Source organism: Streptomyces seoulensis (genome assembly GCF_004328625.1).
In the GTDB taxonomy this organism is placed as follows: Bacteria; Actinomycetota; Actinomycetes; order Streptomycetales; family Streptomycetaceae; genus Streptomyces; species Streptomyces seoulensis.
Genome location: NZ_CP032229.1, coordinates 5,249,856 through 5,270,907, shown reverse-complemented (window position 1 = coordinate 5,270,907; position 21,052 = coordinate 5,249,856). Strand labels below are relative to the sequence as shown.

The following is a 21,052-nucleotide window of genomic DNA, read 5'->3' as shown; positions in this document are numbered from 1 at the left end:
TACCGCTGCCCGTAGGCTTCGGGGGAGTCGCGCGCGGAGGTGAGGGTAGTGCCGGTGGAGGTCACCTGGTGGGGTCACGCCACCTGCACGATCGAGGATTCGGACACCCGGGTGCTCACCGATCCCCTGTTCGCCTCCCGGCTGGCGCATCTGCGCCGCCGCCGGGGCGCGCCGCCGCCCGCCGGGGCCCGCCGCGCCGACGCCGTGCTCGTCTCGCATCTGCACGCCGACCATCTGCATCTGCCGTCGCTGGCTCAGCTGGCACCGGGCACGCGGGTGCTGGTGCCTCGGGGCGCGCTACGCGCGGTGCCCGGACTGCGCCGGCTGCGGGGGCTGGACCTCACCGAGGTGGTGCCCGGCGACGAGGTGCGGCTCGGGGAGCTGCGGGTGCGGGTGGTGCCCGCGCTGCACGACGGACGGCGGCTGCCGTTCGGTCCGCACCGCGCGCCCGCGCTGGGCTATGTCGTGGAGGGCGAGGCGCGCACCTACTTCGCCGGGGACACCGCGCTGTTCGACGCGATGGCCGAGGAGGTCGGTCCGGTGGACGTGGCGCTGCTGCCGGTGGGCGGCTGGGGTCCGAACCTCGGTGAGGGGCATCTGGACGCGGGCCGGGCGGCGCGGGCGCTGGCCCGGCTGGCGCCGGGCTGGGCGGTGCCGGTGCACTACGGCACGTACTGGCCGATCGGGATGGACGCGGTGCGCCCGCACGAGTTCCACGCGCCGGGCGAGGAGTTCGTGCGCCTGGCGGCCGAGGCGGCACCGAAGGTGACCGTGTGCCGGCTGGGGCACGGCGAGGGCGTACGGCTGGAGGCCGGCCGGTGAGGTATGTGGGGGGCGCGGCGGTGCTGGCCGCCGCCGCGACGACGGGTGCGCCGCTGGAGTCGACGAGCCAGGCGTACGGCTATCCGTCGCTGTTCCTGCTGGTGCTGGTCGGGGCGCTGATACCCGTGGTGCCGACGGGGGCGCTGGTCAGTTCGGCGACGGTGGTGGCGCTGCACCGGTCGGCGCCGTTCTCGCTGGCGCTGGTCTTCGTGACGGCGTCGCTGGCGGCCTTCCTGGGGGACGCGGCGCTGTACTGGCTGGGGCGGCGCGGGCTGGGTTCGCAGAGCGGGTCGCGCTGGCTGGAGGCGCTGCGGTCGCGGGCGCCGGAGGAGCGGCTGAACCAGGCGCGGGAGAAGCTCGCCGAGCACGGGACGTCGGTGCTGGTGCTGTCCCGGCTGATACCCGCCGGCCGGATTCCGGTGATGCTGGCGTGCCTGCTGGCCGAGTGGCCGTTGCGGCGCTTCGCGCGGGGCAACCTGCCGGCGTGCCTGGCGTGGGCGCTGACGTATCAGGTCATCGGCGTGCTCGGGGGTTCGCTGTTCGCCCGGCCGTGGGAGGGGGTGCTGGCGGTGGTGCTGCTGACCGTGCTGGTCAGCGCGGCTCCGGGGCTGGTGCGCCGGGTGCGGGGCGAGGAGCGGTAGTACGGGGGTCGGACTCCAGGACGCGGGAGGCGCCGACGGGCAGGTCCCACAGGTCGGTGCGGGCGAGGCCCGCCTGTTCCCAGGCCGCGCGGACCCGGGTGAGGGGCTCCATGACGGGCTCGGCGGAGAGCACGAACGTCCCCCAGTGCATGGGCGCCATCCGGCGGGCGCCGAGGTCGAGGGTGGCCCGCACGGCCTCCTCCGGGTCGCAGTGGACGTCGCTGAGCCACCAGCGCGGGTCGTAGGCGCCGATGGGCATCAGGGCGAGGTCGATGCCGGGGTAGCGGCGGCCTATCCGCCCGAACCAGTGGCCGTAGCCGGTGTCGCCCGCGAAGTAGAGGCGCTGCCCGTCCGTCGCGGTCATCACCCAGCCGCCCCACAGGCTGTGGCAGGTGTCGGTGAGAGTTCGCTTGGACCAGTGGTGCGCGGGCACGAAGTCGAAGCGCACACCGGAGAGTCGGGCGCCCTCCCACCAGTCCAGCTCGGTGACGCGGGTGAACCTCCGCCGCCGGAACCAGCGTCCGAGCCCGGCGGGCACGAACACCGGCGTCTCGCGCGGGAGTCGGCTCAGGGTGGGGGCGTCCAGGTGGTCGTAGTGGTTGTGGCTGATCACGACCGCGTCGACGGGCGGGAGGCTGTCCCAGGAGACGCCGACCGGGGTGACGCGGGCCGGGGTGCCGAGGATGCGGCGCGACCACACCGGGTCGGTGAGCACGGTCAGCCCGCCGATCCGCACCACCCAACTGGCGTGCCCGGCCCAGGTGACGGCGAGGGCGTCGGCGCCGACCCGGGGCAACGGACCGGGCTCGTACGGGAGTCGGGGGATGTCGACGAGTCCCTCGGGGTCGGGGCGTACGGCGCCCTCGCGGGCGAAGCGGGCCATGGCGCGCCAGCCGGGAAGCGGCGCGGTGAGCCGGTCGTGGAACGTGCGCGGCCACACCCGGTGTTCGCCCAGCGGGCGGGGTTCGGCCAGTGGCGGTGACGCGGGCGCGAGCGGGGCACGGACGACCGCCTCGGGCGCCGCGTCCACGGGTTTGGGGGTGTCCGGCGCGGGGGTGGCGGCCGTGGTGACGGTGGACCCGGACTCATGCGTCTGCTGCGTCATCGAGGAGTCTCCCATCGCACGGAGTCGTCACGGAGTTCGTCGAGGACCGCCCGCAGGGAGCGCAACGCGTCCCGCGTGTACGGCAGTTCGGTCGGGTCGGGCGAGGCTAGCGCGGCCTCGCGCTCCTCGTCGCCGCCGCCCAGCAGGGAGGCGGTGGACAGCCGTACGCGCAGGGCGCCGAGGTCGTCGCCGAAGCGGTGGCCGCCCGGCGCGGGCATGCCGAGCCGGGCGGTGAGGAAGTCCTCCAGGTCCTGCGCGTCCCGTACGCCGCGCGCGGCGAGGGGTTCGCTCAGCGGGCCGAGGTCGGCGTAGAGATGGCGGCCGGCCTGCGGGGGCAGGGCGAGCGCGCCGCCCGCGAGGACCGTGCGGTGCGCGGCGGCGGCCAGCCGGGCGTGCAGGGCGGTGGTGGCCTCGCGGCGGGCGGTGACCGGCTCGGGTTCGTCCAGCGCGTACCGGGCGGCGGCCGCGACGGGGGCGGCGAGACGGGCGCCGAGCGCGGTGAGCACGTCCAGCATCCGGGCGTGGGCCTCCTCCCCGGCTGCGGTGTCCGGGAAGCGGGCGACGGCGGCGGGCCAGCCGGCCGGGAGCAGCGATCCGGCGAGGTCGGCGACGACGGTGACATGGTCGGGCAGCATCCCGGCCGGGCTGACCAGGACCGTGTCGTGGGGATCGTGCGGGGTGTCGCGCCAGGTCTCGTCGCTGATCACGTGCAGCCCCTCGGCGGCGGCCGCCTCCACGGTCTCGTGCAGCAGCTCGGGCTGGGGGACGGCGGCGGTGGGGTCGTCCGCGACGGAGAGCACCAGCAGCCGGGGGTCGCCGCCCTCGGCGCGGACCCGGCGGACGGTCTCCAGCAGGGCGTACGGGTCGGGTATGCCGCCGCTGTCGGCCGGGGCCGGGACCGGGAAGAGGCGGCGGCCGAGCAGCCGGGCGACGGGCGCCCACCAGGCGGCGCGCGGGCGGGGGGCCAGCAGGTCGCCGTGGTCTCCGGCGAGCGCGGCGGTCAGCGCCAGCAGCAGCGGGGGCGCGCCGGGGGCGAGGGTGACGTGGTGGGGGGTGCAGGGCAGGGAGCGCCGGGTCCAGTAGCCGCAGGCGGCCTCCAGCAGGGCGGGGTCGCCGCCGGCGGGCTGGGCCTCGCCGTGGTGTTCGGCGGCGGCGAGACGCGCGGCGAGTTCCGGGAGGACGGGCAGACCGTCGGCGGGGAACGGGGGGCCGTAGCGGACCGGGCCGTGGCCCTCGGGTTCCCTCCGCCGCATCTCCGCCTCCGCACGGTCCGTGTGCCGAATCCCCTGTGTCCCCGCTCTCTCGGTTCTCTCGTGCCGTGTGACGGGTGCGCGGGGTGTCTGCCGGTGGTGCCCTCGGGAAGGTGTGTACCCGCCGGACGGCCCGGCATGGCTCGGGTCCGGCGTCGTCCCGGTCACAGCGGCCTCCGCTGCCCGCCGTCAGCGCCCGGCCGGGCGTCTGCGGCCGTACAGCCGGTACCCGGCTCCGGCGGCCGCCGCGGCGATCAGCGCGCCGCCCGCGGCGAGGGCGGGCACCGAGTCGGAGAAGGTGCCGCCGGCCCCGGCCTGCACACCGTGCTCCACGGTGGGCGGGTCGCCCTTCGCGGGCCCGGAGTCCCAGTCCTGGCCGTCCTCGTCCTCCCAGGCGTCGCCGCCTTGCCCGGCCTTTCCGGCCCCGCCTTCCGCGCAGTCCTCGGTGCCGCCGCTCCGCGCCGGGCCGGTGGGCGCCGCGCTGAGGTACGGCGCTCCGGGCAGCGGGGCGTCGTAGGACTTACCGGGCGACTTGGGGGCGGAGGCGGCGGGGTCCTCGCAGGGCGCGCCCGACTCGGCGGAGGCGGGTGCGGGTCCGGCTATGACGAGCATGGCGCCGGCCAGGGCGGCGGCGGTGGAGAGGGCGCGTACGGTGCGGCGCATGGGGCGGGCTCCTCGGCGGTACGGCGGTCGGGGCACGCGTTTGTGCCCTCGCTGCCATCAGAGCCCCCCGGGCGCCGCCCCGCCCGCCGCCGGACCCCATTCGCGGGACACGGACGGCACCCAACGGGTGACACCGGCCCGCGAAGCCGCCCCCGGCGTCACTCGCCGGACTCCGCGCAACCCCGTTCTCGGGCGCCCTCGCGGGTGCGGCCCGCGCTGACCAGGCGGCGCGGATTGCGGCGCAGGTACTCGCCCTCCAGCTGGGCCATGCGCTCGTTGTGGGCGCGCAGGGCGTCGTTCGAGCCGTACAGCAGGGTGTCGTGGCGTGTGCGGTGGATCGTCTCCAGCTCTTTCATGAGCTGCTGGTCGTCCAGTCGGCTGGGGTCGACTCCGGTCATGGTGGTGCCCCCGCTCGTCGTGTCCGAGGTGGTGAGGTCCACTGGTCCCGAGCTCCACTGGCCCTGAGGTCCACTGTACGAAGATCCCGCTCCCCCGGCCTCCGCGCGCGGCACCGTGCCCGTACCCGGGCGGCGGCACACGAATGGCGCGCTTCGGGGTAGGGGGTCGAACATGAGCGCAGATGTCGACCTCACCGCTGTCCCGGCCACCGGCCGCAACGTCCTGCGCCGGCTCCTCGCGGCCGACGCCCGGCTCTTCGAGGTGGCCGCCCGGCGGAACTGGCCCGGCGCCCAGAAGGTGCTGCCCCGCCTGAGCCGCAGCGCCAACCACGGTGTGCTGTGGTTCGCTGCGGCCGGGGCGATCGCCGCGACCCGCACCCCGAGGGCGCGCCGGGCGGCGGTGCGGGGGCTGGCGTCGCTGAGCCTGGCCTCGCTGACCGTCAACACCCTGGGCAAGCGGTCGGTGCGCCGCACCCGGCCGGTGCTGGACCCGGTGCCGCTGTCCCGGCAGCTCAAGCGGCAGCCGATCACCACCTCCTTCCCGTCCGGCCACTCCGCGTCGGCCGCCGCCTTCGCGGCCGGGGTCGCGCTGGAGTCCCCGGCGTGGGGCGCGGTGGTGGCGCCGGTGGCGTTCTCGGTGGCGACCTCCCGGGTGTACACCGGCGCGCACTTCCCGAGCGACGTGCTGGCCGGTGCGGCGCTCGGCGTCGGCGCGGCGTTCGTGGTGCGCAAGCTGGTGCCGACCCGGGCGGCGGCCCGCCCGGTGGCCCGGCCGCGCGCGGACGCCCCCGCCCTGCCGGACGGCGAGGGCCTGGTGATGGTCGCCAACCGCGCCTCGGGCACCGCCGACCGGGTGCGGGCGCTGCACGACGCGCTGCCGCAGGCGGAGATCGTGGAGTGCGAGCCGGAGGAGGTCCGGGCCGAGCTGGACAAGGCGGCGGCACGGGCCCGGGTGCTCGGGGTGTGCGGCGGCGACGGCACGGTGAACGCGGGCGCCGAGGTCGCGCTGCTGCACAGTCTGCCGCTGGCGGTGCTGCCCGGCGGCACCCTGAACCACTTCGCGTACGACCTCGGGGTGGAGGACGCCGCCGGGCTTGCCGCCGCCGTCCGCGCGGGCGAGGCGGTCCAGGTGGACGTCGGCAAGTTCACCGCCGACGACCGCTCCAGCGTCTTCCTGAACACCCTGAGCCTGGGCGTCTACCCGGAGCTGGTGCGCGAGCGCGAGCACTGGTCGCCCCGGATCGGCGGCTGGGCGGCGGGGGTGCTGGGCGCGGTGAAGGTGCTGCGCGCCGACCGGCATCCGCTGGTGGTCCAGGCGGCCGGCAAGCAGCACCCGCTGTGGATGCTGTTCATCGGCAACGGCGTCTACCGCCGCAGCGGCCTGGGCGCCGGACGCCGTACGGAGCTGTCGGACGGCCCGCTGGACGTGCGGGTGGTGCACGGCAACGGCTGGCCGACGCTCCGCCTGCTGGCGGCCGCCGTGGCGGGCCCGCTCAGCCGGTCCCAGGGCCATGCGGCGGTCCAGCTCGGCCGGCTGCGCCTGTCTGGCCTCGCGCCGGGCACCCCGCTGGCGTACGACGGCGAGGTCACCTCGGTGTCCGGCACGGTGACGGTGGAGAAGCTGCCGGAGATCCTCACGGCGTACAGCCCGCGCCCGAACCCCTCCTGATGGGGCGTCAGTCCGTATCGCGGAACGGCGGTCTCAGCATCCGGTTCGCGGGCGTACCGTGACGTCATGCCGGAGACACGCGAGACCGCCGTCTACACCCATGGCCACCACGAGTCGGTGCTGCGTTCGCACACCTGGCGCACGGCCGCCAACTCGGCCGCGTACCTGCTCGGTTCACTCGAACCGGGCATGCGCGTCCTCGACATCGGATGCGGCCCCGGCACCATCACCGCCGACCTCGCCGCGCTGGTCCCCGACGGCCGGGTGACCGGCGCCGACCGCGCCCCGGCCATCCTGGAGCAGGCCCGCGCCACGGCCGAGGAACGGGGTCTGACGAACGTGGACTTCGAGGTGGCCGACGTGCACGCCCTCGGCCACCCCGACGGCACCTTCGACGTGGTCCACGCCCATCAGGTGCTCCAGCACGTGGGCGACCCGGTGGGCGCGCTGCGCGAGATGGCCCGGGTAACCCGGCCGGGCGGGCTGATCGCGGTGCGCGACGCGGACTACGCGGCCATGACCTGGTACCCGGCCGTACCCGGCCTGGACGACTGGCTGGACCTGTACCGGCGCGTCGCGCGGGCCAACGGCGGCGAACCGGATGCCGGCCGGCGGCTGCGGAGCTGGGCGCTGGCGGCCGGGCTGAGCGACATCACCGCCACCTCCGGTACCTGGACGTACGCCACCCCCGAGGAACGTGCCTGGTGGAGCGGCCTGTGGGCGGACCGTACGCTCGCCTCCGCGTACGCGGGCCGCGCGGTGGAGGGCGGCCACGCCACGCCGGAGGAGCTGCGCGCGGTGTCCGACGCCTGGCGGGAGTGGGGGCGGCGGGAGGACGGCTGGTTCGCCGTCCTGCACGGCGAGATCCTGTGCCGCAAGCCCGCCTGAACACCCGTCCGAACACCACGGCGGGCGACACCCGAGCGACGCCCGCCATGACGGAGTACGGCCCTAGGTGTATTGACCCGCAGGGTTGTTCACACGGTTGATGGGTGGGTGGCCGCCGAGTGCGGTGTGGCAGCGGTGGTGGTTGTAGGTGTGGAGGAAGTCTGTCAGAGCTTCGGTGCGTTCGGTGTTGGTGGTGTAGGGCCGCTGGTAGGCCCATTCGTCGAGCAGGGTGCGGTTGAAGCGTTCGACCTTGCCGTTGGTCTGCGGCCGGTAGATGCGGGTGAGTTTGCCGGCCGCGCCGAGGTCGGCCAGTGCCTGTTGCCAGGCGAAGCTCTTGCGGTAGGGCCAGGCGTTGTCGGTCAGGACCCGCTCGATGCGGGTGATGCCGTGCTCGGCGAAGAAGGCTGCGGCCCGCCGTAGGAAGTCGGCGCAGGTGAGGGCCTTCTCGTCCGCGTGGACCTCGCTGTAGGCCAGGCGGGAGTGATCGTCGACGGCGGAATGGATGTAGTCGAAGCCCACGCTGTTGCGCCGGGCCCGGCCGGCCTGCCGGCCCAGCACCTTGTGGCCGCCGCCGTCGGGGATGCGGCCGAGCTTCTTGACGTCGACGTGGACCAGCTCGCCGGGACGGGCGCGTTCGTAGCGGCGGATGACCTGCCCGGTGGGGCGGTCGATGAACGCCAGGCGGTTCAGGCCGTGCCGGAGCAGGATGCGGTGCACGGTGGAGGCGGGCAGGCCCAGGACCGGCCCGATGCGTGCCGGGCCCAGCTTGCGCTCTTGTCGCAGCCTGCAGACCTGCGCCTCGGTGGCGGCTGCGGTCCGGTGCGGTGTCGTGCGGGGACGGCTGGAGCGGTCGAGGAGTCCGCTCTCGCCCTCTGAGTGCCAGCGCCGGATCCACTTGTGGGCTGTGGGACGGGAGATGCCCATCTCGGCGGCGACATGCGCGACGGGACGGCCGGAGCGGACACGTTCGACGAGCAGTCGCCTGCCGTGAACGGTCAGCCGGGCATTACGGTGGGACACGAAGGCCTCCGTGCGGTGAAGATTCGACACCTCCACCACACACGGGGGCCTTCGCCATGATCAAGCCCTGCCTGCGTTAACAACGCTCGTGATCAATACACCTAGGGGGTGTCTTTCCGATCATCGGATCGTTGGTCTGGGTGTGAGGGATGGGGAGATTTCTGATGCCGCCTGGGCGGTGATTGAACCGTTGTTGCCGCCTGCGGGCCGGGCGCGAGGCCGTTGGCGGGATCACCGTCAGGTCCTTGAGGGCATCGTGTTCAAGTTCCGTACCGGTCTGCCCTGGAGGGACCTGCCCGAGCGGTTCGGCCCGTGGCAGACCGTGCACGGACGCTTCGCCCGCTGGGCTGGCGACGGCACTTTCGACCGCCTCCTGGCCGCCGCCCAGTCACGGGCGGAGGTGGACTGGCTGGTCGCGATCGACTCCACGACCGTCCGTGCCCACCAGCACACCGCCGCCAAAGGGGGCTCGAAGAACGAGGCCTTGGACGCTCCCGCGGCGGGCTGACCAGCAAAGTCCACCTTGCCTGCGACGGCCTGGGCAGGCCGCTGGCTTTCCTGCTCACCGGCGGCAACCGCAACGACTGCACCCAGGCCGAAGCCGTCATCGACGCGATCCGCGTCGCCGGACCCGGGCCGGGAAGATCACGGACCCGCCCCGACCACGTCGTCGCGGACAAGGGCTACTCCGCCCGCGCCTTCCGGGCCTACCTGCGCCGACGCGGGATCAAGGCCACGATCCCCGAACGCATCGACCAACTCGCCGGCCGCAGACGGCGCCGGGAACGGCCCTGCGGATTCGACAGGGCCGCCTATCGGCGACGCAACGTGGTCGAACGCTGCTTCCACCGCCTCAAACAATGGCGCGGCATCGCCACCCGCTACGACAAACGCCCCGACCGCTACCTCGCCGCCATCACCCTCGCCAGCACCCTCATCTGGCTCGACCGATGATCGACAAGACACCCCCTAGGGCCTCTCGTTTGGATCAGGCCGGGCTCGCGTGCCCCGGCACCGCGCCTCGCCGCGTTGTCGTCACTCGCCATGGCTCCGCCATGACTCCCTCCTCCGCCTTGCGATCCACGGCACCGGACCCCGCTCCCTGATCCGGCCTGATCCAAACGGCAGACCCTAGCTCACCACGGCCTCGCCCACCAGCAGCCGGGCGGTGGCCGCGATGTTCGCGGCGTCGATGCCGGCCGCGTGCAGCTGCTCGTCGGGCGCGGCGGAACCCGGCATCATCCGCACCGCGAGACGGACCAGGCGCGGTACGGGACGTCCGTCGGTGAAGGCTTCCACGACCGCGTCGCCGATGCCGCCCTCCTCGTGGTGGTCCTCGACCGTGACCAGGCAGCCGGTGTCGTCGGCGGCCTTGCGCAGCGTCTCCACGTCGACGGGCTTGACCGAGTACAGGTCGATGACCCGCACCTTGATGCCCTCCTCAGCGAGTTTGTCGGCGGCCGTCAGCGCCTCCTGCACGGTGACCCCGGCCGCGACGACGGTGAGCCGGTCCTCCTCGCTGGAGCGCAGCACCTTGCTGCCGCCCACGGGGAACTCCTCGTCGGCGTCGTAGATGACCGGGCTCTCACCGCGCGAGGTGCGCAGGTAGCGGATGCCGTCCAGGTCGGCCATGGCCGCGACCAGGCGGGCGGTCTGGTTGGCGTCGCAGGGGTAGAGCACGGTGGAGCCGTAGACGGACCGGAACATCGCCAGGTCCTCCACGCCCATCTGCGAGGGGCCGTCCTGCCCGATGGCCACGCCCGCGTGCGAGCCGACCAGGTTGATGCCGGCGTCGCTGATGGAGGCCATGCGCACGAAATCGTAGGCGCGGCTGAAGAAGGCCGCGAAGGTGGACGCGTACGGCAGCCAGCCGCGTGCCGACATCCCGACCGCCGAGGCGACCATCTGCTGCTCGGCGATGAAGGACTCGAAGAAGCGCTCGGGGTGCTCCTCGGCGAAGACGCCGGTACGGGTGGAGTCGCCGACCTCGCCGTCCAGGGCGACGACGTCGCCGCGCGCGGTGCCGAGCGCGGCCAGCGCCTTGCCGAAGGCGTCGCGGGTGGCGACCTCCTCGCCCTTGTCGAAGCGGGGCAGGCTCAGCGGCTCGTGGGCGACCTTCTCCGGGGTCGCGGCCGGCGGCTCGCTGACGTGGACGCGGATGTCGCGGGGACCGCCCAGCTCCTCGATGGCCTCCGCGGCGTCGGGCAGCGGCTTGCCGTGCTTGCCCTCCTTGTCCTCCACGGCGGCGACGCCCTTGCCCTTGAGGGTGCGGGCGATGATCGCGGTGGGGCGGTCCTTGGTGGACTCGGCCTCGCTGTAGGCGCGGTCGATGGCGGCGACGTCGTGGCCGTCGATCTCCACGGTGTGCCAGCCGAACGCCTGGAAGCGGCGGGCGTAGGCGTCCAGGTCATGGCCGTGCCGGGTCTGGCCGCGCTGGCCGAGCCGGTTGACGTCCACGATGACGGTGAGGTTGTCCAGCTTGTCGTACGCGGCGGCCTCGGCGGCCTCCCAGACCGAGCCCTCGGCCATCTCGCTGTCGCCGCACACCACCCAGACGCGGTAGTCGGAGTGGTCCAGCCGCTTGCCCGCCAGCGCGATGCCGACGCCGACCGGGAAGCCCTGGCCGAGGGAGCCGGTGGCCGTCTCCACCCAGGGCAGCCGGCGCGGGGTCGGGTGGCCCTCCAGACGGCTGCCGAGCTTGCGGAAGGTGAGCAGTTCGGCGTCGTCGATGGCGCCGGCCGCCTTGAAGACGGAGTACATCAGCGGGGACGCGTGTCCCTTGGAGAGGATGAAGCGGTCGTTCGCCGGATGGTCGGGGCGTTCGAAGTCGTAGCGCAGATGGTTGGCGAGCAGCACGGCCATCAGATCGGCCGCGGACATCGAGGAGGTGGGGTGTCCGGATGCCGCGGCGTCCGCGGCCCGGACGCTGTCCACCCGCAACTGCTGACCGAGTTCGGCGAGTTCGTCGTTGTTCATGGGTCTCCTTTCCGCGAGTCCGAGGCGACTCGGACGGTCCTCGGCACACCGGGCGGGCTGCCCGGCCCCCGAGGGCCCCGGCCCGTCACGCTGTGTGACCGGCCGCGGGCGCCCCGGTGGTGCGGCTCGTCCGAGGTCTTCCGCGTAACCGGGGTGACGGCACCCAAACCACCTTCACGTCACCCGGCCGCCGCGCACGCCCCCCGAAGCACGACGACGCCCTGTGCGCACCTCCCGGCCCCAACTAGGCTTCTGGGAATGGAGATTCTTGGCGCCACACTGCGCATCTGTGTCGACGACCTCGAGACCGCGGTCCCGTTCTACGAGCGGCTGGCGGGCGGCACCGCCCTGCGTTTCGAGCGCGGCGGGGTGGAAGTGGCCGCGATCGGGTCGTTCCTGCTGATGAGCGGGCCGGAGGCGGAGCTGGAGGTGCTGCGCAAGGTGACGGCCACGATCGCCGTGAAGGACGTCGAGGAGGCGCACCGGCTGCTCGCGGACCTGGGCGCGCAGATCATCGCAGGTCCGGTGCCGACGCCGGTGGGCCGGAACCTGCTGGTGATGCACCCGGACGGCACGATCTTCGAGTACGCCGACCAGTCGGGGGCCTGAGCCTCAGCCGCGCATCTCCGCGGTGAGCGCCCAGCGCTCGTGGTCGCGCCACTCCCCGTCGACCTGGATCATGGCGGGCGAGAAGCCCTCCAGCCGGAACCCGGCGCCGCGCGCGAGCGCGATGGACGCGGTGTTGCCGGGCTGCACGTTGATCTCCAGCCGGTGCAGCCCGAGCGGCCCGAAGGCGTATCCGATCACCAGCTCAAGGCCCTCCCGCATCAGCCCCCGCCCGGCCGCGTGCGCGAACGCCCCGTAGCCGAGCGCCCCGCACTGGAAGCCGCCCCGGACGATGTTGTTGATGTTGATGAACCCGGCGATGTCCCAGCTGTCCCGCTCGCACACCAGGAACCCGGCCCGCGCGGCGTCGCCGAGCAGCCGCCCGGCGTAGGCGGCGTACGCCTCGTCGTTGTCCGGCATCACCAGCCACGGCCGGTGCAGGTCCTTGCTCTCCCTGGACCGCGCGGTGAACTCACCGCCGTCCTCCATCCGGAACCGGCGGACGGCCACCCGGGGGCCCTGGGCGAGGTAGTGGGGTGCGGTGTGCGGCATCCGGCCAGCCTACGCCCGGCCGCCGGCCGGAAGTCACCGCAGCGCGGGCTCCTCCAGTGTCAACGTGCCCGCGTCCGCGTCCAGTTCGGCCGGAAGGCCGAAGGGGATCGTCAGGGCGTCCGGGCAGTGCCCGAACCCGGCGCCCTCCAGGACCGGGACGCCCAGCGGGGCCAGCCGGTCGGCGAGCATCGGGCGGAGGGAGTCGTAGGGGTCGCAGTCCTGCCAGGAGCCGAGGAGCACGCCACGGACGCCGTCCAGCCAGCCGGCGCGCAGCAGCTGGGTGAGGTAGCGGTCCAGCCGGTACGTCTCCTCCCCCACGTCCTCCAGGCAGAGCAGGCCGCCCGCGGCGGAGGGGCGGGCGTGCGGGGTGCCGAGTTCCGCCGCGAGGAGGGAGAGGCAGCCGCCGAGGGTGGTGCCCCGGGCGCGGCCGGGGACGAGGGGCTTGCCGTCGGTGGCGATCCGCTGGATCTTCTCCGGGGTGAAGAGGGTCGCGTGCAGGTGGTCGCGGGCGCGCTCGCTGCCGAGGAAGTCGACCCCGGCGGCCATCGGGCCGTGCAGGGTGACGAGGTCCAGACGGGTGGCGAACGCCTCGTGCAGGGCGGTGATGTCGCTGAAGCCGACGAACACCTTCGGGCCGGCCGCGCGCATCGCCTCCCAGTCGAGCAACTCGGCCATCCGCTGGGCGCCGTAGCCGCCGCGCGCGCAGAGCACCGCGTCGATTTTGGGGTCGCACCAGGCCCGCTGAAGGTCCTCGGCGCGGTCGGCGTCGGTTCCCGCGAGGTAGCCGAACTGGCTGTGCCGGTCGAGCACATGGGGTGCGGCGACCGGTTCGAGGCCCCAGCCGCGCAGCACGTCGAGACCGGCGCGCAGCCGTTCCCCGGGTACCGGCCCGCTGGGCGCCACCACGGCCACGCGGGCGCCGGGGGCGAGACGGGTGGGACGCTCAAGTTGCTTCACGTGCCGAGCTCCAGTTTCGGGACGCCGGGCAGGTCGAAGCCGAACACCTGGGCGTACAGGGACAGTTCGGCCTGCGTCGCGCGGACCATGGTGTCGGCGCGGCGGAAGCCGTGGCCTTCTCCGGCGAAGGTCAGGTAGGCGTGCGGGACACCCCGGCCCGCGACGCTCTCGAGGAAGTGCTCGCACTGCTCGGGGGCGCAGATCACGTCGTCCAGCCCCTGGAGGAGCAGGAAGGGGGCGGAGAGCCGGTCGGCACGGTGGGTGGGCGAGCGTTCGGTGTAGCGGTCGGGGACCTCGGCCACGGGACCGACCAGGGACTCCAGGTAGCGGGACTCGAAGTCGTGGGTGCGGCCGGGGCCCCAGGTGGTGAGGTCGAGAATGGGATAGCTGATCGTGCCGCAGGCGTAGACGTCGGTGCCGGTCAGGGAGGCCGCGGTGGTCCAGCCGCCCGCGCTGCCGCCCCGGATCGCCAGCCGGTCCCGGTCGGCCGTGCCCTCCTCGGCCAGCGCGAGGGCGACCGTCGCGCAGTCCTCCACGTCGACCACGCCCCACTGGTGCCGCAGCCGCTCCCGGTACTCACGCCCGTACCCGGTGGAGCCGCCGTAGTTGACCTCGGCGACGCCGATGCCGCGCGAGGTGAAGGCGGCGATGGCCATGTCCAGCACCAGCGGGACCCGGCTGGTCGGGCCGCCGTGCGCCCAGATCACATACGGTGGCAACTCACCCTCGGGTCCGGTGACTTCGGGGTGCCGGGGCGGATAGACGTGCGCGTGCACCTCGCGGCCGCCGGGTCCGGTGAAGGTGCGGACCTCGGGCTCGGGGTAGTACGCGGGGTCGACGGGGTCCCGGTGGTGGGCGCCGACCGTGCGGGCGCGGCCGGTGCCGGTGTCCAGCTCGATCACCTCGTAACCGGTGCGCGGACTCGCGCCGATGGCCGCGACCCGGCTGCCGTGGGCGGCGAGGGAGGAGTCGAACTCGGTCCAGGGACCGGCCGCGTCGGCGATCTCACCGGTCTCCGGGTCGAGTATCCCGAGCACGGCCGAGCCGCGCCCGTGCAGCACCGCGAGCAGCCCGTCGGCCAAGGGTACGAACCAGCGCAGGCCGGGCTTCCACAGCGGCCCGCCGAACTCCTCCTGGCGCGGGCACAGCGGGACGCCGTCCCGGTACAGGTTCCACCAGCCGCCCCGGTCGCTCGCGTACAGCAGCCGCCCGTCCGGCGCCCACTCCACCTGCGCGATCGCCTCGTCCTCGCCCCCGGCGACGGTGCGCGCCTCCCGGAACCGGCCGTCCTCGCCGATCTCCGCGACGAGCAGCTCGGTGCCGTCCCAGGGCATGCGCGGATGGTCCCAGGCGAGCCAGGCGGCCCGGGTCCCGTCCGGGGAGACGCGGGCGCCGGTGACGAACCGGTGCCGTTCCTCGCTGAGTTCGCGTACGGCCGACCGGTCCTCGGCGGCCGACCCGTCCAGCGGTACGGCGGCCAGCACCCGCCGTACGTCACCGCTGCCCTCGCCGGTGAACTCCTCCAGCACGCAGCGGACTTCGCCGCGCTCTGTGTCCAACTCCGGCTCGGCCCAGCGCAGTCCGCCGCCCACCTGGGACAGCGGGGTGAGCGGGACCGGGTCGCCGCCGGGCTCGTAGCGGTAGAGCCGCTGGTCGGCGAAGTGGGTGAAGACGACCAGGGGGCGGTCGGTGCCGGGGGCCGCGGTCCAGGGGCGGCCGCCGTACTCGTGGACGCGGTTGCGCACGTTCCACGGCGGCGGCAGCACCGGCTCCTCGGCGCCGGCGGCCGTGCGGCGCACCAGGGCGCGGCGGCCGCCCTCGGCGGGCCGGGGCTCGGTCCACCAGACCTCGTCCCCGACGAACCCCACCCACTCGGGGTGTCCGTCGTGCGCGGCGGCGAGCGCCGGGTCGATGGGCGACGGCCAGGAGCCGTACGGCAGGACGTGCATCTCTTCCCCCATGTCGTCAGGCCGTCCGCAGGAAGCGGTCGAGGACGCGGACGCCGAACTGGAGCGCCTCCACCGGCACCCGTTCGTCCACCCCGTGGAACAGCGCCTGGTAGTCGAAGCCTTCGGGCAGCCGCAGCGGTGCGAACCCGTAGCCCGCGATGCCGAGCCGGGAGAACTGCTTGGCGTCGGTACCGCCGGACATGCAGTACGGGACGACGTGCGCGCCCGGCGCGAACTCCTCGACGGCCGCACGCATCTTGCCGAACAGCGCTGCGTCCAGCGGGGCTTGGAGGGCGACCTCGCGGTGCACGTACTCCCAGTCGACGTCCGGTCCGGTGAGCCGGTCCAACGTGGACTCGAACTCCTCCTCGCCGCCCGGCAGGAAGCGCCCGTCGATGTGCGCGTGGGCCTCGCCGGGGATGACGTTGACCTTGTAACCGGCTTCCAGCATCGTCGGGGTGGCGCTGTTGCGGACGGTGGACTCGACCAGCTTGGCGGCCGGGCCGAGCTTGTCCAGCAGCAGTTCCATGTCGTCGAAGTCGGCTTCCAGACCGTACAGTTCCGCGAGTTCCGTGAGCGCGGCCCGTACGGTCGGGGTGATGCGCAGCGGCCACTGGTGCTCGCCGATCCGGGTGACGGCGGCGGCAAGCCGGGTCACCGCGTTCTCCCGGTTCACCTTGGAGCCGTGCCCGGCACGGCCGCCCGCGCTGAGCCGCAGCCAGCCGGTGCCCCGCTCCCCCGCCGCGACGGGGTAGATCTCGCGCCCGGTGCCGTCGTGGAAGGTGAAGGCGCCGGACTCCCCGATGGCCTCCGTACAGCCCTCGAACAGCTCGGGGTGCCGGTCGGCGAGGAAGCCGGAGCCGTCCTCGGCGCTGGCCTCCTCGTCGGCGGTGAAGGCGATGACGAGGTCCCGGCGCGGCCGTACGCCCTGCCGGGCCCAGCCGCGCAGCACGGCCAGGATCATCGCGTCCATGTTCTTCATGTCGACCGCGCCGCGCCCCCAGACCACACCGTCGCGGACCTCGCCGGAGAAGGGGTGCACGCTCCAGTCGGCGGCTTCGGCGGGCACCACGTCCAAGTGTCCGTGGACCAGCAGCGCGTCGGCGGACGGGTCGGTGCCCGGCACCCGGGCGACGACGTTGCCGCGCCCCGGTGTCCGCTCCAGCACCAGCGGTTCGAGCCCGGCACCGGCGAGCCGCTCGGCCGCGTACTCGGCGGCGGGCCGCTCCCGGCAGTCGCCGCCGCCCCGGTTGGTGGTGTCGATCCGGATCAGCTCGGAGGTGAACTCGACCACCTCGTCCAGCGCTTGCTGGTCAGCCATACTGCTCCTCCACGGCGGCCGAGGCGATCGTGGTGACCGCCTTGAACGTGCGAATCGCCTCGTACATCGTGCCGTTGGTGTACGCCACCTTGCGCTCCCCGATCCGCGCGACCCCGGGCACCACAGTGGCGGCCATCGCCAGATGCTCGGCGTCGAACTCCACGGCGACCGTGAACGGCCCCTGCTCCGACGGCTCCTGGCGCACCGCGAGCCGCGCCGCCTCCTTGGCCGCCGCGCGGATGTCGGCGGCGGTGCGGCCCGGGGTACGGCAGACGGCCGCGTACCGCGAGACATGGTCCTTGACCGCGACCTTCAGCGCCTCGGGTGCGTAGCCGAGCGCGTCCTCGCAGGTCAGGTCGTCCCCGGTGACCAGCACCACGGGCACCCCGTACTCCGCGACGACCCGCGCGTTGAGCAGGCCCTCGCTGGCGCGTTCGTCGTTGAGCCAGACGCCGGTGATCTGGTTGGCGAGGTAGGTGTGGGCGAGGACGCCCTCCATGCCGGCCCCCGTGTGGTAGCCGAGGAAGGCGACGCCGTCGACGTCGCCGTGCTGGACGCCCTCCACCATGGACAGCGCCTTGTGCCGTCCGGTCAGCATCTCGACCCGCTCGTCCAGGTTCTCCAGCAGCAGGTTGCGCATGGTCCAGTGGGCCTCGTTCACGAGCACCTGGTCGGCGCCGCCGTCGAAGAAGCCCTGGGCGGCGGCGTTCACGTCGGAGGTGAACATCCCCCGGCACCGCTCCCACTGCGGCGTCCCCGGCAGCACGTCGGCGGGCCAGGTGACCCCGGTGGCGCCTTCCATGTCGGCACTGATGAGGATCTTCATGCCGCGCAGGTTACGCGCCCGGCCCGGCGGCGGCTACGACCCGGTCCCCGGCCGCCGCCCGGCACGGGCTGTTCTCACTCGCGCGCCAGCACGAACCACCGGGCCGGCAGGTCGATACGGGTGCCGTCCGGGAAGTGCTCGGTCTGCGGCAGGACCGTCTCGCCGGTGGCCAGGATCTTCAGTCCCGCCTCGGCCAGCAGGCGGGGGATCTCCTCGTCCCCGGCGTCCGCCGGCTTGAGGTCGTGGTGGAAGACGCGGCGGAGCTTCGGCGGCGGCCCGGCGGGGCCGTCGGCCGCCCGCTTCAGGACGTCACGGGACGCGGAGGTCAGTTCCACGACGAAGGCCCGGCCCGCCTCACCGAGCAGCTCGGCCACGGCGGCGGCGACCAGGGGCCGGGCGGCGGGCTCGCTCTGGTGGATGACGGCGCGCATGTAGACGTTGCTGTCCCCGAGCCGGTCGTGCAGGTCGCGCACGGCGTCGGTGTCGGTCAGGTCCAGCTGCTCGAACTCGGCGGCGGCCCCGGCCGTGGCCCGGCGGGCGTGGTCGATCGCGGCGTCCGAGAGGTCGACGCCGACCGCGCGGGCGAACCGGGTGGCGAGGTAGCGGGTCTGGGTGCCGTTGCCGCAGCCCAGGTCCACGATGACGCGGCCGGCCTCGGCGTGCGGCAGCAGGAGATCGCTGTGCGGCCCGGCGGTCAGCGCGGGGTCGGAGTCCCAGATCGCGTCACCCTCCTCGTCGGAGGTCTCACGCCAGAAACTCTCCCAGTTGGAGCGGTAGCCGTCGGAAACGTTCACTGCGATCTCCCCAGAGTCGGTGCCATGATCGGGATATCGCGCCTACTGCCCCCCGGCAAGAGGTCCAAGGGCACTTTTACGGGATCAGCGCCTGCTCGAACCACACCGTCTTGCGGCGCCCGCTCGTGGTGGCGCCCCACTCCTTCGCCAGCCGGCTGACCACGCCAAGGCCCCGGCCCGCCTCGTCGTCCGGCCCGGCGGTGCGCATGTCCGGCAGCTCCGGTTCCTCGTCCGTGACCTCGAACAGCAGATCACCGGCGCGGACCACGCGCAGCCCGACGGGGCCGTGGCCGCCGTGCCGTACCGCGTTGGTGACGACCTCGCTGACCAGCAGCAGCGCGGTGTCCACCGCCTCGGGCAGCCCCCACTCCAGCAGGCGCTCGTGGACCAGGCGCCGGGCGCGGGAGACCTCGCGCGGGGCGGACTCCAGCTGCCACTGGGCCACGTGCTCGTCGGGGATGCCGTTGAGCCGGGCCATCAGCAGGGCCACGTCGTCCTTGCGGCCGCCCCGCGTGTTGAGGGCGCGGATGATGGTGTCGCAGGCGGCGTCCATGGAGGCGGCCGGGTGCGCGGCGGACTCGCAGAGCGCGGCCAGCCCCTCCCCGATGTCGGAGCCGCGCACCTCGACCAGGCCGTCCGTGCACAGAACGAGCCGGTCGCCGGGCGCGACCCGTACCGTGATGGCCTCGAAGGGCACTCCGCCGACCCCGACGGGCGCGCCGGTGGGCAGTTCGAGCAGTTCGCTGCCGCCGTCCGCCGCGCGGACCAGTACGGGCGGGATGTGCCCGGCGTTGGCGATCTGCAACTCGCCCCGGATCGGGTCGTAGACGGCGTAGAGACAGGTGGCGAGGTAGTTCTCGCCGAGCCTGCGGGCCAAGTCGTCCAGGTTGCGCAACAGTTGGGCGGGCGGGGTCTCCAGCGCGGCCATGGTCTGGACGGCGGTGCGCAACTGGCCCATCATCGCTGCCGAGTTGAGCCCATGACCCATCACGTCGCCGACGACCAGCGCGGTGCGCGAGCCGGGCAGTTTGACGGTGTCGAACCAGTCGCCGCCGATCCGGCCGAGCAGGGTGCCGGGGAGATAGCGGGTCGCCACGTCGCATCCGGCCATGCGCGGGGTGACCTGCGGCAGCATGCTGTCCTGGAGGGTCTCGGCGACGTTCTCCTGGTACGTGTACATGCGCGCGTTGTCGAGCACCAGCCCGGCGCGGGCGGCGAGTTCGGCGCCGGTGGTGCGGTCCATGCCGTCGAAGGGCAGCCGGTCGGCGCGGCGCAGCAACACCATGAAGCCGAGGACGACATTGCGGGCCTTGAGCGGGACGATCAGCAGGGAGCGGCCGTTGATCAGCGGCCTGAGGTCCCGCTTCTCGAACTCGCCGGAGATCCGGTTGCCCAGTTCGTCGCTGATCCTGGGGATGAGCACCGGTTCGCCGGTGACCATGCACTGGTAGAACGGCGTGTGCTCGGGGAAGGCGAACGCCTCGCCGACCGGCACGGTGTCGTCCCAGCGGCCGGGTTCGTCGTTGTGCTCGACCCAGACCCGGTGCATCAGGGTGCTGGCGTCGGGCGGCCCGTCGGGGAAGCCCTCGCCCGCGAGGACGGCGGAGCGCAGGTGGGTGCCGGCGAAGTCCGCGAACCGGGGTACGGCCGCGCTGGTGACCTCGCGGATGGTCTCCCCGAGGTCGAGGGAGGTGCCGATGGCGGAGCTGACCTCGTTGAGGAACTCCAGCCGCTCGCGTACGGCCGCGTACTCCAGGTCGGCCAGGGCGTCGGCCGGGATCAGGGGCTCGCTGCGGGGGTGCGGGACAACGCTGTCGGAGCGGCCGGGGCGCCGGGGCACCCCCCAGTACGGGGTGACGGGGACCCGCTCGTACTGACTGAACTCCATTACCGGGTAGCCGAGTTCAAGGACCTGGGAGACGATGCGGGCGCTGAGTCCCGGGCCCATGTTGGGCAGGATCTCGGGGAGCCTGCGCTCCAGGTCGGCGGCGGTGGGCAGTTCGGTGTGGCGGGCGAAGCCGGGCGCGATGCGCTCGGTGCTCTCGTCCGGGTGGCCGCGCTCCTCGCGCAGCCGGGTGGCGTCGGCGGCGAGCACCAGCAGCCGGGAGGGGCCCGGCCCGACCAGCGGGTAGGCCCACCACAGCACGTCGATCCGCTCGTCGTCCCCGCGTCCGGCCGGGGTGAGCCGGGCGCGGCCCGCGGTGGGGTAGCCGGTGTGGACGCCGAGGGAGGTCTCCAGGTCGGAACCGTCCCCGTCGTCGGACGTGCCGTCCGGGAGGTCGTCCGGCAGGGCGCCGGAGACGGGCAACAGGTCCGCGACGGGCTGTCCGACGGCCGCGTCCCGGCCGGCGCCGAACATCCGCCCGGCGCCGCTGCTCCAGTGGGACACCAGGCCCGCGTGGTCGACGATCACCACGGCCAGCGGAATCCGGCCCGCCGCGGGGTGCTCCGCACCGCGGCCGGGAGACGCGTCCCGCTCGCTGCCACGGTCCATGGCCCAGGCCCTCTCTCCCCACGGCTGTACGCGAACGATCAATACCGCCCGCCACTACCGTACGGGGGAGTCACGTCGCCGTGTGTGGCAAACCGCGAATTCCGTCCCCGGAGATCCCGCC

17 protein-coding genes and 2 pseudogenes are annotated in these 21,052 nt (G+C 73.9%); 6 read left to right on the top strand and 13 right to left on the bottom strand.

What is annotated here, in order from left to right; translation table 11 throughout:
- The first annotated feature begins 48 nt into the window (after positions 1 to 48).
- The gene (locus D0Z67_RS24185) at positions 49 to 822 is read left to right on the top strand and encodes an MBL fold metallo-hydrolase (RefSeq protein ID WP_031183773.1); all 774 of its coding nucleotides are present in this window, start codon (positions 49 to 51) and stop codon (positions 820 to 822) included.
- Positions 819 to 1,463 (top strand): DedA family protein, encoded by a 645-nt coding sequence (locus tag D0Z67_RS24180; RefSeq protein WP_234312922.1) that lies wholly within the window; start codon positions 819 to 821, stop codon positions 1,461 to 1,463. Before D0Z67_RS24185 ends, D0Z67_RS24180 begins: the two co-directional genes overlap by 4 nt.
- Here D0Z67_RS24180 and D0Z67_RS24175 read toward each other — a convergent pair.
- The 4 genes and pseudogenes from D0Z67_RS24175 to D0Z67_RS24160 all read right to left on the bottom strand — a co-directional run bounded on the left by D0Z67_RS24175 (position 1,414) and on the right by D0Z67_RS24160 (position 4,937).
- Positions 1,414 to 2,568, bottom strand: coding sequence for an MBL fold metallo-hydrolase (locus D0Z67_RS24175; RefSeq protein WP_051888163.1), 1,155 nt, complete (start codon positions 2,566 to 2,568; stop codon positions 1,414 to 1,416). The genes D0Z67_RS24180 and D0Z67_RS24175 overlap by 50 nt on opposite strands.
- Positions 2,565 to 3,821, bottom strand: coding sequence for an aminotransferase class I/II-fold pyridoxal phosphate-dependent enzyme (locus tag D0Z67_RS24170; RefSeq protein ID WP_031183770.1), 1,257 nt, complete (start codon positions 3,819 to 3,821; stop codon positions 2,565 to 2,567). Before D0Z67_RS24170 ends, D0Z67_RS24175 begins: the two co-directional genes overlap by 4 nt.
- A gap of 186 nt (positions 3,822 to 4,007) precedes the next feature.
- The gene (locus D0Z67_RS24165; RefSeq protein ID WP_031183769.1) at positions 4,008 to 4,481 is read right to left on the bottom strand and encodes a hypothetical protein; all 474 of its coding nucleotides are present in this window, start codon (positions 4,479 to 4,481) and stop codon (positions 4,008 to 4,010) included.
- Between the two features lie 158 nt (positions 4,482 to 4,639).
- Positions 4,640 to 4,937: pseudogene (locus D0Z67_RS24160) on the bottom strand (DUF6158 family protein).
- 114 nt (positions 4,938 to 5,051) lie between these two features.
- Here D0Z67_RS24160 and D0Z67_RS24155 point away from each other — a divergent pair.
- A complete protein-coding gene (locus D0Z67_RS24155; protein WP_031183767.1) occupies positions 5,052 to 6,548 on the top strand; it encodes a bifunctional phosphatase PAP2/diacylglycerol kinase family protein in 1,497 nt (498 codons plus the stop codon).
- Between the two features lie 66 nt (positions 6,549 to 6,614).
- Entirely contained in the window at positions 6,615 to 7,436 is an 822-nt protein-coding gene (locus D0Z67_RS24150) for a class I SAM-dependent methyltransferase (RefSeq protein WP_031183766.1), read from the top strand.
- Between the two features lie 63 nt (positions 7,437 to 7,499).
- On the opposite strand, the gene D0Z67_RS24145 is transcribed toward D0Z67_RS24150, so the two are convergent.
- Entirely contained in the window at positions 7,500 to 8,456 is a 957-nt protein-coding gene (locus tag D0Z67_RS24145; protein WP_131589622.1) for an IS481 family transposase, read from the bottom strand.
- Positions 8,457 to 8,598: 142 nt separating this feature from the next.
- On the opposite strand from D0Z67_RS24145, the pseudogene D0Z67_RS24140 reads away from it, so the two are divergent.
- Positions 8,599 to 9,410 (top strand): annotated as a pseudogene (locus D0Z67_RS24140) (IS5 family transposase).
- A gap of 177 nt (positions 9,411 to 9,587) precedes the next feature.
- On the opposite strand, the gene D0Z67_RS24135 reads toward D0Z67_RS24140, so the two are convergent.
- Complete coding sequence (locus D0Z67_RS24135; RefSeq protein WP_031183686.1) at positions 9,588 to 11,432, bottom strand: transketolase; 1,845 nt, start codon at positions 11,430 to 11,432, stop codon at positions 9,588 to 9,590.
- A gap of 258 nt (positions 11,433 to 11,690) precedes the next feature.
- On the opposite strand from D0Z67_RS24135, the gene D0Z67_RS24130 reads away from it, so the two are divergent.
- Entirely contained in the window at positions 11,691 to 12,041 is a 351-nt protein-coding gene (locus D0Z67_RS24130) for a VOC family protein (RefSeq protein WP_031183685.1), read from the top strand.
- Positions 12,042 to 12,044: 3 nt separating this feature from the next.
- Here the strand turns inward: D0Z67_RS24130 and D0Z67_RS24125 are convergent, their stop codons facing one another.
- The 7 genes from D0Z67_RS24125 to D0Z67_RS24095 all read right to left on the bottom strand — a co-directional run bounded on the left by D0Z67_RS24125 (position 12,045) and on the right by D0Z67_RS24095 (position 20,931).
- Positions 12,045 to 12,590 carry a GNAT family N-acetyltransferase gene (locus D0Z67_RS24125; RefSeq protein ID WP_031183684.1) on the bottom strand — a complete coding sequence of 182 codons (546 nt, stop codon included), beginning with the start codon at positions 12,588 to 12,590 and terminating at the stop codon, positions 12,045 to 12,047.
- Positions 12,591 to 12,623: 33 nt separating this feature from the next.
- Entirely contained in the window at positions 12,624 to 13,547 is a 924-nt protein-coding gene (locus tag D0Z67_RS24120; protein ID WP_031183683.1) for a S66 peptidase family protein, read from the bottom strand.
- Positions 13,544 to 15,508 carry an LpqB family beta-propeller domain-containing protein gene (locus D0Z67_RS24115; protein WP_031183682.1) on the bottom strand — a complete coding sequence of 655 codons (1,965 nt, stop codon included), beginning with the start codon at positions 15,506 to 15,508 and terminating at the stop codon, positions 13,544 to 13,546. Before D0Z67_RS24115 ends, D0Z67_RS24120 begins: the two co-directional genes overlap by 4 nt.
- Before the next feature lie 4 nt (positions 15,509 to 15,512).
- Positions 15,513 to 16,817, bottom strand: coding sequence for a M20/M25/M40 family metallo-hydrolase (locus D0Z67_RS24110; RefSeq protein WP_031183681.1), 1,305 nt, complete (start codon positions 16,815 to 16,817; stop codon positions 15,513 to 15,515).
- Positions 16,810 to 17,643: a M55 family metallopeptidase gene (locus D0Z67_RS24105; RefSeq protein ID WP_031183680.1), complete on the bottom strand. Its 834-nt coding sequence runs from the start codon at positions 17,641 to 17,643 to the stop codon at positions 16,810 to 16,812. Before D0Z67_RS24105 ends, D0Z67_RS24110 begins: the two co-directional genes overlap by 8 nt.
- A gap of 74 nt (positions 17,644 to 17,717) precedes the next feature.
- A complete protein-coding gene (locus D0Z67_RS24100) occupies positions 17,718 to 18,437 on the bottom strand; it encodes a class I SAM-dependent methyltransferase (protein ID WP_031183679.1) in 720 nt (239 codons plus the stop codon).
- 76 nt (positions 18,438 to 18,513) lie between these two features.
- Positions 18,514 to 20,931, bottom strand: coding sequence for an ATP-binding SpoIIE family protein phosphatase (locus tag D0Z67_RS24095; protein ID WP_031183678.1), 2,418 nt, complete (start codon positions 20,929 to 20,931; stop codon positions 18,514 to 18,516).
- Positions 20,932 to 21,052 lie beyond the last annotated feature (121 nt).